This window comes from Rhizobium sp. N122 (genome assembly GCF_002211295.1).
Classification (GTDB): domain Bacteria; phylum Pseudomonadota; class Alphaproteobacteria; order Rhizobiales; family Rhizobiaceae; genus Rhizobium.
Genome location: NZ_LOKU01000025.1, coordinates 34,503 through 48,395 on the forward strand (window position 1 = coordinate 34,503; position 13,893 = coordinate 48,395).

General features: G+C 60.3%; 14 protein-coding genes. 1 reads left to right on the forward strand and 13 read right to left on the reverse strand.

The genetic code is table 11. The features are described 5' to 3' along the window. Window positions 1-28: 28 nt before the first annotated feature. From rpsC to rpsL, 12 genes are all read right to left on the reverse strand, one after another. Window positions 29-760, reverse strand: coding sequence for a 30S ribosomal protein S3 (gene rpsC / locus ATY75_RS19280; protein ID WP_003587196.1), 732 nt, complete (start codon window positions 758-760; stop codon window positions 29-31). Continuing rightward, on the reverse strand, window positions 760-1,149 hold the full coding sequence (gene rplV / locus ATY75_RS19285) for a 50S ribosomal protein L22 (protein WP_064838112.1): 390 nt from the start codon (window positions 1,147-1,149) through the stop codon (window positions 760-762). The genes rpsC and rplV overlap by 1 nt, the downstream gene beginning before the upstream one ends. Before the next feature lie 2 nt (window positions 1,150-1,151). Continuing rightward, window positions 1,152-1,430: a 30S ribosomal protein S19 gene (rpsS, locus tag ATY75_RS19290; RefSeq protein WP_003573797.1), complete on the reverse strand. Its 279-nt coding sequence runs from the start codon at window positions 1,428-1,430 to the stop codon at window positions 1,152-1,154. A gap of 15 nt (window positions 1,431-1,445) precedes the next feature. Further along, entirely contained in the window at window positions 1,446-2,282 is an 837-nt protein-coding gene (gene rplB, locus ATY75_RS19295; RefSeq protein ID WP_003547551.1) for a 50S ribosomal protein L2, read from the reverse strand. Between the two features lie 11 nt (window positions 2,283-2,293). Next, a complete protein-coding gene (locus ATY75_RS19300; RefSeq protein WP_003547550.1) occupies window positions 2,294-2,587 on the reverse strand; it encodes a 50S ribosomal protein L23 in 294 nt (97 codons plus the stop codon). Beyond that, window positions 2,584-3,204: a 50S ribosomal protein L4 gene (rplD, locus tag ATY75_RS19305; RefSeq protein ID WP_003578669.1), complete on the reverse strand. Its 621-nt coding sequence runs from the start codon at window positions 3,202-3,204 to the stop codon at window positions 2,584-2,586. The genes ATY75_RS19300 and rplD overlap by 4 nt, the downstream gene beginning before the upstream one ends. Before the next feature lie 13 nt (window positions 3,205-3,217). Further along, a complete protein-coding gene (gene rplC, locus ATY75_RS19310) occupies window positions 3,218-3,859 on the reverse strand; it encodes a 50S ribosomal protein L3 (RefSeq protein ID WP_003587198.1) in 642 nt (213 codons plus the stop codon). 39 nt (window positions 3,860-3,898) lie between these two features. Next, window positions 3,899-4,207, reverse strand: coding sequence for a 30S ribosomal protein S10 (gene rpsJ / locus ATY75_RS19315; RefSeq protein WP_003547547.1), 309 nt, complete (start codon window positions 4,205-4,207; stop codon window positions 3,899-3,901). 154 nt (window positions 4,208-4,361) lie between these two features. Continuing rightward, window positions 4,362-5,537 (reverse strand): elongation factor Tu, encoded by a 1,176-nt coding sequence (gene tuf / locus ATY75_RS19320; protein WP_010069472.1) that lies wholly within the window; start codon window positions 5,535-5,537, stop codon window positions 4,362-4,364. Between the two features lie 68 nt (window positions 5,538-5,605). After that, window positions 5,606-7,705, reverse strand: coding sequence for an elongation factor G (gene fusA, locus ATY75_RS19325; protein WP_088938791.1), 2,100 nt, complete (start codon window positions 7,703-7,705; stop codon window positions 5,606-5,608). A 29-nt stretch (window positions 7,706-7,734) separates the two neighbouring features. Next, window positions 7,735-8,205 carry a 30S ribosomal protein S7 gene (gene rpsG / locus ATY75_RS19330; protein WP_003578662.1) on the reverse strand — a complete coding sequence of 157 codons (471 nt, stop codon included), beginning with the start codon at window positions 8,203-8,205 and terminating at the stop codon, window positions 7,735-7,737. A 77-nt stretch (window positions 8,206-8,282) separates the two neighbouring features. Beyond that, the gene (gene rpsL / locus ATY75_RS19335; protein ID WP_003547537.1) at window positions 8,283-8,654 is read right to left on the reverse strand and encodes a 30S ribosomal protein S12; all 372 of its coding nucleotides are present in this window, start codon (window positions 8,652-8,654) and stop codon (window positions 8,283-8,285) included. 498 nt (window positions 8,655-9,152) lie between these two features. Here rpsL and ATY75_RS19340 point away from each other — a divergent pair, with 498 nt between their 5' ends. Beyond that, a complete protein-coding gene (locus ATY75_RS19340; protein WP_049734097.1) occupies window positions 9,153-9,446 on the forward strand; it encodes a hypothetical protein in 294 nt (97 codons plus the stop codon). Window positions 9,447-9,625: 179 nt separating this feature from the next. On the opposite strand, the gene rpoC is transcribed toward ATY75_RS19340, so the two are convergent. After that, the gene (gene rpoC, locus ATY75_RS19345; RefSeq protein WP_088938792.1) at window positions 9,626-13,834 is read right to left on the reverse strand and encodes a DNA-directed RNA polymerase subunit beta'; all 4,209 of its coding nucleotides are present in this window, start codon (window positions 13,832-13,834) and stop codon (window positions 9,626-9,628) included. Between the last annotated feature and the right edge of the window lie 59 nt (window positions 13,835-13,893).

Here is a 13,893-nt window from a genome sequence, read left to right on the forward strand (position 1 = left end):
TCTCCGAACTTCTCTGCCACGCGCGCTATCAAGCGTTGTCGCGGCGACGGTCTCTGTCGCGGTCACGATCACGGCTTGCCGGACCCTGGGCGTCACCTTCCATCGCACGGCGCTCGGAAGCCATCGGATCATGCTCAAGGATTTCGCCCTTGAAGATCCAGACCTTGATGCCGCAGATGCCGAACGCGGTTTCTGCTTCAGCCGTGCCGTAGTCGATGTCGGCGCGCAGCGTGTGCAGCGGCACACGGCCTTCACGGTACCATTCCGTACGGGCGATTTCAGCACCGCCGAGACGGCCGGCGCAGGTGATCTTGATGCCTTCGGCGCCAAGACGCATTGCGGACTGAACGGCGCGCTTCATGGCGCGACGGAAAGCCACACGGCGCTCGAGCTGCTGGGCGATCGACTGAGCAACCAGCGTCGCATCGACTTCGGGCTTGCGCACTTCGACGATGTTGAGGTGCGTTTCCGAGTTGGTCATATCCGACAGCTTCTTGCGGAGCTTGTCGATGTCGGCGCCCTTGCGGCCGATGATCAGGCCCGGACGTGCCGAGTGGATCGTGACGCGGCACTTCTTGTGCGGACGCTCGATGACCACCTTGGAGATCCCGGCCTGCTTCAGTTCGCTCATGACGAACTTACGCATCTTCAGGTCTTCGTGCAGCAGCTGGCCGTACTCGGCATTGTCCGCAAACCAGCGGCTATCCCAGGTACGGTTGATGCCAAGACGGAAACCGATTGGATTGATTTTCTGACCCATTATGCGGCCTCCTCTACTGCCTGCACTTCACGAACGACGATCGTCAGGTGCGCAAAAGGCTTTTCGATGCGCGACGCGCGACCGCGGCCACGAGCGTGGAAACGCTTCATGACGATCGACTTGCCGACATAGGCCTCGGCGACGACGAGTGCGTCGACGTCGAGATCGTGATTGTTCTCGGCGTTGGCGATCGCAGATTCGAGCGTCTTCTTAACGGCGCCTGCGATACGCTTGCGGGAGAACTCCAGCTCAGCGAGTGCGCGCTCGACCTTCTTGCCGCGGATGGCCGCAGCAACCAGGTTGAGCTTCTGGGGGCTGACGCGGAGCGTGCGGGCGACTGCCTGCGCTTCGTTGTCCTTGAGCCGGCGTTCTGTTTTTGCCTTGCCCATCGTTACTTCCTCTTCGCCTTCTTGTCCGCGCCGTGACCGTAATAGGTGCGGGTCGGAGAGAATTCACCGAACTTGTGGCCGACCATGTCTTCATTGACGCTGACCGGGATATGCTTGCTGCCGTTGTAGACGCCGAAGGTGAGACCGACGAACTGCGGCAGGATCGTGGAGCGACGGCTCCAGATCTTGATTACTTCTGCGCGTCCGCCTTCACGAACCTTCTCAGCCTTCTTGAGAAGATAGCCGTCAACGAACGGACCTTTCCATACTGAACGAGCCATTGGAGACTTCCTCTCTTATTTCTTACGCTGATGACGCGAGCGCATGATCATCTTGTCGGTCGACTTGTTCGACCGGGTGCGCTTGCCCTTGGTCGGCTTGCCCCACGGTGTCACCGGATGGCGACCACCGGAGGTCCGGCCTTCACCACCGCCGTGCGGATGGTCGACCGGGTTCATGACGACACCGCGGTTATGCGGACGCTTGCCGCGCCAAACGGTACGACCGGCCTTGCCGTCGTTGATGTTGGCGTGGTCAGGGTTGGAGACGGCGCCGATCGAAGCAAGGCAGGAGCCATGCACGAGACGCTGTTCACCGGAGTTCAGGCGAAGGATCGCCATGCCCTGGTCGCGGCCAACGAGCTGTGCGTAGCCACCGGCGGAGCGAGCGATCTGACCGCCCTTGCCCGGCTTCATTTCCACGTTGTGGATGATGGAGCCGACCGGGATGAACTGCAGCGGCATGGTGTTGCCGGGCTTGACGTCGACAGCCTTCTCCGAAGCGATGACCTTGTCACCGGCAGCGAGACGCTGAGGAGCGAGGATATAAGCCTTCTCGCCGTCAGCATAGTTCACCAGCGCGATGAACGCCGTGCGGTTCGGGTCGTATTCGATACGCTCGACCGTGCCTTCAACGTCGAACTTGCGACGCTTGAAGTCGATCAGGCGATAGGTACGCTTGTGACCGCCGCCGATGAAGCGGGCGGTGATGCGACCGAGGTTGTTACGGCCGCCGCTCTTGGTCAGGCCTTCCGTCAGCGCCTTGACCGGCTTGCCCTTGTAGAGGGCCGAACGGTCGACGATGACCAGCTGGCGCTGGCTCGGGGTGATCGGATTGAATGTTTTCAATGCCATTTTCTTATACCTCAGAGACCGGTGGAGACGTCGATCGTCTGGCCTTCAGCCAGGGTCACAACAGCCTTCTTCACGTCCTTCTGCTTGCCGACGAAACCGCGGAACCGCTTGGTCTTGCCCTTGCGCAGCAGAGTGTTGACGGCCGTAACCTTGACGCCGAACAGCGCCTCGACAGCAGCCTTGATTTCCGGCTTCGTCGCCTGCTTGGCGACATTGAAAACAACCTGGTTGTTTTCGGATACCAGCGTGGACTTTTCGGTGATCGCCGGAGAGACGATCACATCGTAGTGGCGAAGATCGGTCACTTGAATCGCTCCTCTAGCGCTTCAACCGCAGCCTTGGAAAGCACGAGCTTGCCGCGGCGCACGATGTCATAAACGTTGATGCCCTGGATCGGCAGAACATCGATGTTCGGGATGTTCTGAGCTGCGAGCTTGAAGTTGCCGTCAAGTTCTGCGCCACCGATGAAAAGGGCGTTGGTCAGGCCGAGCGTCTCGAATACGGACGCGAGAGCCTTGGTCTTGGCTTCGGCAGCAACCAGGTTGTCGATGACGATGACGTCATCGGCCTTGATCTTGGCCGAAAGAGCGTGACGCAGGCCGAGCGCACGAACCTTCTTCGGAAGGTCATGCTCGTGGCTGCGGACGACCGGGCCGTGGGCCTTGCCGCCGCCGCGGAACTGCGGAGCGCGAGCCGAATGGTGGCGGGCGCGGCCCGTACCCTTCTGCTTGTACATCTTGGCGCCGGTGCGCGAAACTTCAGCGCGGCCCTTTGCCTTGTGGGTGCCCTGCTGCTTCTTGGCAAGCTGCCAGCGGATGACGCGGGCAAGAATGTCTTCGCGGGGCTCGAGGCCGAAAATCGCGTCCGAAAGGGAAACCTTCCCGGCGTCTTTTCCCTCGAGGGTCTTGACGTTGAATTCCATTGATCTGGCTCCCTTACTTCGCGGCCGACTTGACGGCGTCGCGCACGATGATCCAGGCACCCTTGGAACCGGGAACAGCACCCTTGATCAGGATCAGACCACGATCTTCGTCGGTCGAAACCACTTCAAGGTTCTGCGTCGTGACGCGCGTCTGGCCCATGTGACCAGCCATCTTCTTGTTCTTGAAAACCTTGCCCGGATCCTGGCGCGAGCCGGTCGAACCGTGCGAGCGGTGCGACACCGACACACCGTGCGTGGCGCGAAGACCGCCGAAACCGTGACGCTTCATAGCGCCGGCAAAACCCTTACCGATCGTCGTGCCCGTCACGTCGACGAGCTGACCGGCTGCGAAGTGACCTGCCTTGATCTCCGTGCCGATCTCCAGCAGCTGGTCTTCCGACACGCGGAATTCAGCAACCTTGGCCTTCGGCTCGACGTTGGCAACGGCAAAGTTGCCGCGCATCGCCTTCGACGTGTTCTTCACCTTCGCCTGGCCGGCACCGAGCTGAACTGCAGTATAGCCATTCTTTTCGACAGTGCGCGTGGCGACGACCTGGCAGCCGTCCATACGCAGTACCGTTACCGGGACATGCTCACCGGCGTCGTTATAGACGCGGGTCATTCCCACCTTCTGTGCAATCACACCTGAACGCATCGGTTCAATCCTTCTCACTCAGCCCGAAGACCCGAAGTCTCAGAGCTTGATCTCAACATCGACACCGGCGGCGAGATCGAGCTTCATCAGCGCGTCTACCGTCTGCGGGGTCGGGTCAACGATATCGAGAAGGCGCTTGTGCGTGCGCATCTCGAACTGTTCACGGCTCTTCTTGTCGATGTGCGGGGACCGGTTGACCGTAAACTTCTCGATGCGGGTCGGAAGCGGAACGGGGCCCCGGACGCTTGCACCGGTGCGCTTAGCCGTCGATACGATCTCGCGCGTGGAGGCATCGAGAATCCGGTGATCGAACGCCTTCAGGCGGATGCGGATATTCTGGCCGTTCATTCGACTTTATCCTTGTGTCTGTTATCCGCGTGTCACCATTCAGGGACACGACTTACCTTCAGTTACGTTAGCGGGCCACCGGTTTCAAAGATCGAGAGGGACACCGAGATCGGCGTCCCTATCCTTTCCTTGGGCCTGGTGGCCCAGCCGCTAATTACTCGACGATCGAAGCAACGATACCGGCGCCGACGGTGCGGCCGCCTTCGCGGATCGCGAAGCGCAGCTTTTCTTCCATCGCGATCGGAACGATCAGCTCGACGGCAACCGTGACGTTGTCGCCCGGCATGACCATTTCCGTGCCCTCAGGCAGCGTCACGATGCCGGTCACATCCGTCGTGCGGAAGTAGAACTGCGGACGGTAGTTGGTGAAGAACGGCGTATGACGGCCACCCTCTTCCTTCGTCAGGATGTAGGCTTCCGCCATGAACTTCTTGTGCGGCTTGACAGAGCCCGGCTTGCACAGGATCTGGCCACGCTCGACGCCGTCACGGTTCACACCGCGAACCAGTGCGCCGATGTTGTCGCCGGCCTGGCCCTGATCGAGCAGCTTGCGGAACATTTCAACGCCGGTCACCGTCGTCTTCGAGGTCGCGCGGATGCCGACGATCTCGACTTCTTCGCCAACCTTGACGATGCCACGCTCGACGCGGCCGGTCACGACCGTGCCGCGGCCCGAGATCGAGAACACGTCTTCGATCGGCATCAGGAACGGCTGGTCGATCGGACGCTCAGGCGTCGGGATGTAAGAGTCGACCGCAGCCATCAGCTCGCGGATCGCGTCTTCGCCGATCTTCTTGTCGCTATCTTCGAGAGCGGCCAGTGCCGAACCCTTGACGACCGGGATATCGTCGCCCGGGAAGTCGTAGGACGACAGCAGTTCGCGAACTTCGAGCTCGACCAGTTCGAGAAGCTCGGCGTCGTCAACCTGGTCGACCTTGTTCAGGAACACCACGATCGCCGGAACGCCGACCTGGCGGGCCAGCAGAATGTGTTCGCGCGTCTGCGGCATCGGGCCGTCAGCGGCCGAGCACACCAGGATCGCGCCGTCCATCTGGGCAGCACCGGTGATCATGTTCTTGACGTAGTCGGCGTGGCCGGGGCAGTCGACGTGCGCGTAGTGGCGGGCCGGCGTCTCATATTCGACGTGCGCCGTCGAAATGGTGATGCCACGGGCCTTTTCTTCCGGAGCAGCGTCGATCTGGTCGTACGCCTTGAACTCACCGAAGTACTTCGTGATCGCTGCCGTCAGAGACGTCTTGCCGTGGTCAACGTGGCCGATCGTGCCGATGTTGACGTGCGGCTTGTTGCGCTCAAACTTACTCTTTGCCATTTTCGGCTCTCCGTTTTGCTAGTCCCCGAGGGGATCTAATTCTTGTTATCGGTCAATTGGTATTCCGGTCACTTCTGACCGGAATACTTTGCCTGGATTTCTGTTGCGACGTTCGACGGGACCGGCGAATAGTGATCGAAGGTCATCGTGTACTGGGCGCGGCCCTGAGACATGGAGCGCAGGTTGTCGACGTACTTGAACATGTTCGCGAGCGGGACGTTCGCGTTGATGACGACGGCGATACCACGGCTTTCCTGGCCCTGGATCTGACCGCGACGGGAGTTCAGGTCGCCGATGACGTCGCCGACATAATCTTCCGGGGTAACGACTTCGACCTTCATCATCGGCTCGAGCAGCTGTGCGCCGGCCTTCTTGGCCGCTTCACGGAAGCAGGCACGCGATGCGATTTCGAAGGCGAGAACCGAGGAGTCGACGTCGTGGAAGGCGCCGTCGATGAGGGTCGCCTTGACGCCGAGCATCGGGAAGCCAGCGAGCGGACCCGAAGACAGAACGCTTTCGATGCCCTTCTGAACGCCGGGGATGTATTCCTTCGGAACGGAACCACCGACGATCTTCGATTCGAACTTGAATTCGTCGCCTTCCGGGTTCGGTTCGAAGATGATCTTGACGCGCGCGAACTGGCCGGTACCACCGGACTGCTTCTTGTGCGTGTAGTCTTCTTCATGCTGGCGCGTAATGGTTTCGCGGTAGGCAACCTGCGGCGCGCCGACGGTTGCTTCAACCTTGAATTCACGACGCATGCGGTCGACGATGATGTCGAGATGCAGTTCGCCCATGCCGGCGATGATGGTCTGGCCGGATTCCTGGTCGGTCTTGACGCGGAAGGACGGATCTTCAGCAGCCAGGCGGTTGAGCGCGAGGCCCATCTTTTCCTGGTCGCCCTTGGTCTTCGGCTCGATGGCGATCTGGATGACCGGCTCGGGGAATTCCATGCGCTCGAGGATAACCGGCTTCAGCGGATCGCAGAGCGTATCGCCCGTCGTGGTTTCCTTGAGGCCGGCGAGAGCGACGATGTCGCCTGCGAAGGCTTCTTCGATGTCTTCACGCGAGTTGGAGTGCATCTGCAGCATGCGGCCGACGCGCTCGCGCTTGTCCTTGACCGTGTTCATGACCGATGCGCCCTTTTCGAGCTTGCCGGAATAGATGCGGGCAAAGGTCAGCGAACCGACGAAGGGGTCGTTCATGATCTTGAAGGCGAGCATGGAAAGCGGCTCGCTGTCATCGGCATGACGCTCGATTTCGGCTTCCGTCTTGAAGTCGATGCCCTTGATCGCCGGGATATCCATCGGCGACGGCAGGTAGTCGACGACGGCGTCGAGCAGCGGCTGAACGCCCTTGTTCTTGAAGGCGGTGCCGCAGAACATCGGGTGGAACTTGACGTCGATCGTGCCGCGGCGAACGAGCGCACGGATCTGATCGTTGTCGGGCAGAATGCCTTCGAGATAGGCTTCCATCGCGGCTTCGTCGATGTCGACGACCGTTTCGATCAGCTTTTCGCGATATTCTTCAGCCTTGGCCTTCATGTCCTCGGGGATCTCGACGACATCCCACTGGGCGCCGAGCGACTCGTCGCGCCAGATGAGAGCGTTCATCTCGATCAGGTCGATGACGCCCTTGAATTCCGTTTCGGCACCGATCGGCAGCTGCATGACGACAGCCGTTGCGCCGAGACGGGTCTTGATCATCTCGACCGAGCGGTAGAAGTCGGCGCCGGTCTTGTCCATCTTGTTGCAGAAGATCATCCGCGGGACATTGTACTTCTCGGCCTGGCGCCAGACGGTTTCCGTCTGCGGCTCGACGCCGGCATTGGCGTCGAGCAGCGCAATGGCGCCGTCGAGAACGCGCAGCGAACGCTCGACTTCGATGGTGAAGTCGACGTGGCCGGGGGTGTCGATGATGTTGAAGCGGCGCGTCTTGCCGTCACGGCCCTTCCAGAAGGTCGTGGTGGCAGCGGAGGTGATCGTGATGCCACGCTCCTGCTCCTGCTCCATCCAGTCCATGGTGGCTGCGCCGTCGTGGACTTCGCCGATCTTGTGCGACTTGCCGGTGTAATAAAGGATACGCTCGGTGGTCGTGGTCTTGCCGGCGTCGATATGCGCCATGATACCGAAATTACGGTAGTCTTCGATCTTATATTCGCGAGCCATTGTGGACTGCCTTTCGATACCGTTCGGAATTACCAGCGATAGTGCGAGAATGCACGGTTGGCGTCAGCCATCTTGTGCGTGTCTTCGCGCTTCTTGACGGCGGAGCCGCGGTTGTTGGACGCATCGAGCAGTTCGCCGGAAAGGCGGTCAACCATAGTCGTTTCATTGCGCTTGCGGGCAGCAGCGATCAGCCAGCGAATGGCGAGAGCCTGGCGGCGCTCCGGACGAACATCGACCGGCACCTGATAGGTCGCACCACCGACGCGGCGCGAGCGGACTTCAACGTGCGGAGCAATGTTGTCGAGCGCAGAATGAAATACCGTGAGCGGCTCCTGCTTGGACTTGCCCTGGACGACGTCGAACGCGCCATAGACAATGTTTTCAGCAACGGACTTCTTGCCGTCGAGCATGATGGCATTCATGAACTTGGTGACGACGAGGTCGCCGAACTTCGGGTCCGGATTGATCTCGCGCTTTTCTGCTTTATGACGTCTGGACATAGTTTTCGTCTCTTCAACCGTTAAGGCGCTTCATCACGCGGAGGACCTCGCGCAGCGCCGAATTATTCAAAACCGAATTACTTCGGACGCTTCGCGCCGTACTTGGAGCGGCGCTGCTTGCGGTTCTTGACACCCTGGGTATCGAGAACGCCGCGGATGATGTGATAACGGACACCCGGAAGGTCCTTGACGCGGCCGCCACGGATCATGACGACAGAGTGCTCCTGAAGGTTGTGACCTTCGCCGGGGATGTAACCAATGACTTCGAAGCCGTTGGTCAGGCGGATCTTTGCGACCTTACGCAGAGCCGAGTTCGGCTTCTTCGGCGTCGTCGTATAGACGCGCGTGCAAACGCCGCGCTTCTGCGGGTTCTCCTGGAGTGCGGGAACCTTGTTACGCTTTACGTTCGCCTGGCGAGGCTTGCGGATCAGCTGGTTTACGGTAGGCATTCAACCATCCCTTACGTTTTATCTCAGTACCCTTGCGGGCTTGAACTCGCGCCGTCTCCGGCAGTGACGCATGCTTTCCGTCAATGCGCAAAATATGGCCCGATCCGCTTCCGCAGATGGACCACAAGGAGCAGAGGACGCATAAAATATGCGTCATGCGTGCAGCATCATGACTTCAACGTGCGTTTAGAACCTTGTTTGAGGTGAACTTCAGGGCGCGTCGCCCCGAACAGCCAAGCCTCACATGGGATCTGATGGCCCGGGTACTACTGGTTTCCACCCCTCTCGTCAAGGCCGGTTAAGAAATAAACTCGCCGTATCGCCTTGATCTGCGGGCCTAACGCCCTGATTTCATCCTTCTAGACGAAATGGCGGCCATGCACCAAGATAAAAACTTGGGCATCGCGGCAAAAGCAGTTAAGGAATCAGCAATTGCGGCGTGCGGCCCTCACAGCAGGATTCGAGCGACCGAATCGTCAAAGAGCCGAAGGACAGGCGATGATTACGACACCTGATAACGACAATAATTTCGACGGGCCGATGATCTTCATCATCATCGGCAAAGGCTACGAGTCCGACGACAGCGACGGCATCGACCTGCACATCATGCTGAAGGCGCCTGACGACGACACCGCCGTGCGGGAAGCCTTGAACGCCCTTGCCGAGGAAGGCTTCATCGAGGCCGATCTCGACCAGATCGGCATGCTGACCGAGGTGCCCGCCGAAGAGCCGCATGCCTCTGCCTACCAAGGCGCCGTCGATGGCGAGGTCGCGATCATCCGCTTCAACTGACGGGAGCCGCCGCGAAAGCTGCAGGTCGCCAGAGGCAGCATAAGCTGAGGCAGCACAAGCGGAGGAAAGGCCCTCCCTCCCCCAGACTGATCAACCCAGACCAAAAACAAAAACCGCCCGGATCGCTCCGGGCGGTTTTTCAATTCGTGTGCCACCAGGTGGTGGGCAAGGGCCGCGGATTATTCCGCAGCCGGAGCCTTTTCGGCCATGTCCTGCAGCATCGGCGTGGCAACGGCAGCACCCGTGCCCTTACGGCGCTCTTCGAGGATCAGCTCGTCGCGCGACGTGGCGATACGGCGGATCTGAGTCATGGTGCCGCCGGTGCCGGCCGGGATGAGCCGGCCGACGATGACGTTTTCCTTCAGACCCTGCAGGCCGTCGGTCTTGCCGGCGATCGCAGCTTCCGTCAGTACCTTGGTCGTTTCCTGGAAGGATGCGGCCGAGATGAAGGACGGGGTCTGCAGCGACGCCTTGGTGATACCGAGAAGAACCGGATCGCCATAGGCGGGCTTCTTGCCCTGCTCGATCAGGTGATCGTTGACGTCTTCGAGCTCGATCCGGTCGACATTGTCGCCGACGATATAGGTCGAGTCGCCTGCATCGGTGATCTCAACCTTCTGCAGCATCTGACGGACAATTACCTCGATGTGCTTGTCGTTGATGACAACGCCCTGCAAGCGGTAGACTTCCTGGATCTCGTTGACGAGGTAGGAGGCCAGAGCCTCCACGCCCTTGATCGCCAGGATGTCGTGCGGAGCCGGGTTACCGTCGAGGATGTAGTCACCCTTTTCGATATAGTCGCCTTCCTGAAGGTGGAAGGGCTTGCCCTTCGGGATCAGGTATTCGACAGGCTCGACACCGTCTTCCGCCGGCTCGATGATGACGCGGCGCTTGTTCTTGTAGTCGCGGCCGAGACGGATCGTACCATCGATCTCTGCGATGATGGCGTGGTCCTTCGGACGGCGGGCTTCGAAGAGCTCGGCAACACGCGGCAGACCGCCGGTGATGTCCTTGGTCTTGGCGCTTTCCAGCGGCGAACGCGCGAGAACGTCACCCTGGGAGACCTTGGTGCCCGGCTCGACCGACAGGATGGCGTCGACCGAGAGCAGGAAGCGGGCGTCGCCGCCGCGCGACAGCTTGGCGACATTGCCGCTGGCATCCTTGATGACGATCGCCGGCTTGAGGTCCGAACCGCGCGGGGTCGAACGCCAGTCGATGACCTGACGCTTGGTGATGCCGGTGGATTCGTCGGTCGCTTCCAGGACCGAAAGACCGTCGACGAGGTCTTCGAACTGAACGGTACCAGCCACTTCGGTCATCATCGGACGGGTGTAAGGATCCCACTCCGCCAGACGCTGGCCGCGCTTGACCTTGTCGCCTTCGTCGACATGCAGCTTCGAACCGTAGGCCACACGCTGCGACGACCGCTCGACACCACGCTCGTCCAGGATCTGGACGGTCATGTTGCGGCCCATGGCGACGAGGTTGCCATCGGAGTTGCGCAGGATGTTGCGGTTCTTGATCTGCACCGTACCTTCGTACGAGGCTTCCAGGAACGACTGGTCGACCACGGTTGCCGTACCGCCAAGGTGGAAGGTACGCATGGTGAGCTGGGTGCCCGGCTCACCGATCGACTGAGCGGCGATGACGCCGACGGCTTCGCCCATGTTGACAGGCGTACCACGGGCAAGGTCACGGCCGTAGCAGACCGAGCAGACGCCCGTCTGGATTTCGCAGGTCAACGCCGAGCGGATGCGGATCGACTGGATACCGGCCTTCTCGATCTCGATGACATCGGGCTCGAGGATCATCTTGCCGGCATCGACGATGCGCTCACCCGTCACCGGATGATCGATATCGTCGAGCGCCGTGCGGCCGAGGATGCGGGCGCCGAGCGAGGCAACGACCTGACCGGCATCGACGATGGCGGTCATGGTGAGGCCGGTTTCGGTGCCGCAATCGACGTGCGTGACGATGCAATCCTGCGCGACGTCGACGAGACGGCGGGTCAGGTAGCCGGAGTTGGCGGTCTTCAAGGCAGTGTCTGCCAGACCCTTACGGGCGCCGTGCGTCGAGTTGAAGTACTCGTTGACGGTCAGGCCTTCCTTGAAGTTCGAGATGATCGGCGTCTCGATGATTTCGCCCGACGGCTTGGCCATGAGGCCGCGCATGCCGCCCAGCTGGCGCATCTGGTTCGGAGAACCGCGGGCGCCGGAATGCGACATCATGTAGATGGCGTTCATCGGCTTCTGGCGGCCAGTGTTCGAATCGAACTCGACAGCCTTAATACGGGCCATCATGTCTTCAGCGACCTTCTCGGTTGCCTTGCCCCAGGCGTCAACGACCTTGTTGTACTTTTCGCCCTGGGTGATCAGACCGTCGTTATACTGCTGCTCGTATTCCTTGACCAGGTTTTCGGTGTCGCCAACGATCTTTGCCTTGGTTTCCGGAATGACCATGTCGTCCTTGCCGAACGAAATGCCGGCGCGGCAGGCATGGCTAAAGCCGAGCTGCATGATGCGGTCGCAGAAAATGACCGTGTCCTTCTGGCCGCAGTGGCGGTAGACCGTGTCGATCATCTTGGAGATGTTCTTCTTGGTCATTTCCTGGTTGCAGATGTCGAAAGGCACCTTGCCGTTCTTCGGCAGCAGTTCGCCGATGAGCAGACGGCCAGGCGTCGTCTCATAGATCTTCGAGTAGGGCTTGCCATCCTCGTCGACCGACTTGAAGCGGCCGCGGATCTTGGTGTGCAGCGTCACGACCTTGCTTTCGAGGGCGTGATGCAGTTCGCCGAGATCGGAGAAAGCCATGCCTTCGCCCGGTTCGTTCTGGTTCAGGATCGACAGGTAATAGAGGCCGAGAACCATGTCCTGCGAGGGAACGATGATCGGCGCGCCGTTGGCCGGATGCAGGATGTTGTTGGTCGACATCATCAGCACGCGGGCTTCGAGCTGGGCTTCCAGCGACAGCGGCACGTGAACGGCCATCTGGTCGCCGTCGAAGTCGGCGTTGAAGGCCGTGCAGACGAGCGGATGCAGCTGGATCGCCTTGCCTTCGACCAGGGTGGGTTCGAAGGCCTGGATGCCCAGGCGGTGGAGCGTCGGCGCGCGGTTCAGGAGAACCGGATGCTCGCGGATGACCTCGTCGAGGATATCCCAGACTTCAGGCTTTTCCTTCTCGACCAGCTTCTTGGCCTGCTTGACGGTCGAGGAGTAACCCTTGGCGTCGAGGCGGGCGTAGATGAACGGCTTGAAGAGCTCGAGCGCCATCTTCTTTGGCAGGCCGCACTGGTGCAGCTTCAGTTCCGGACCGGTGACGATGACCGAACGGCCGGAATAGTCGACGCGCTTGCCTAGCAGGTTCTGGCGGAAGCGGCCCTGCTTGCCCTTCAGCATGTCGGAGAGCGACTTCAGCGGACGCTTGTTGGCGCCGGTGATAACACGGCCGCGGCGGCCGTTATCGAACAGCGCGTCAACCGATTCCTGCAGCATGCGCTTTTCGTTGCGGATGATGATGCCAGGCGCACGAAGCTCGATGAGGCGCTTCAGACGGTTGTTGCGGTTGATGACGCGGCGGTAGAGATCGTTCAGATCCGACGTCGCAAAACGGCCGCCGTCGAGCGGAACCAGCGGACGCAGGTCCGGCGGAATGACCGGGACGACCTTCATGATCATCCATTCCGGACGGTTGCCCGACTCCATGAAGTTCTCGACGATCTTCAGGCGCTTCATCAGCTTCTTCTGCTTGAGATCCGACGTGGTGTCGGCAAGCTCGGAGCGCAGGTCGCCGGCGATCTTTTCGAGATTCATCGAGGCCAGCATCTCGTAGATCGCCTCGGCGCCGATCATCGCGGTGAACTGGTCTTCGCCGTATTCGTCAACGGCAAGCATGTACTCTTCTTCCGAGAGGAGCTGGTGCTCCTTCAGAGCGGTCAGGCCCGGCTCGGTGACGATGTAGTTTTCGAAGTAGAGGACGCGCTCGACATCCTTCAGCGTCATGTCGAGCAGCGTCGAAATGCGCGACGGCAGCGACTTGAGGAACCAGATATGGGCAACGGGAGCAGCGAGCTCGATATGGCCCATGCGCTCACGGCGAACGCGCGACAGCGTCACTTCAACGCCGCACTTTTCGCAGATAATGCCCTTGTACTTCATGCGCTTGTACTTGCCGCACAGGCATTCGTAATCCTTGATCGGCCCGAAGATGCGCGCGCAGAACAGGCCGTCGCGTTCCGGCTTAAACGTGCGGTAGTTGATGGTTTCCGGCTTCTTGATCTCACCGTAAGACCAGGAGAGGATCTTCTCCGGAGACGCGATCGAAATCCGAATAGAATCGAAATTCTGTGCAGGCACCTGCGGATTGAAAAGATTCATGACCTCTTGGTTCATGCCTGTCTCCTTCATGGGCTAAAGCGCCCTCAAAATGCGATGGTCGGCGGCAATTTCCC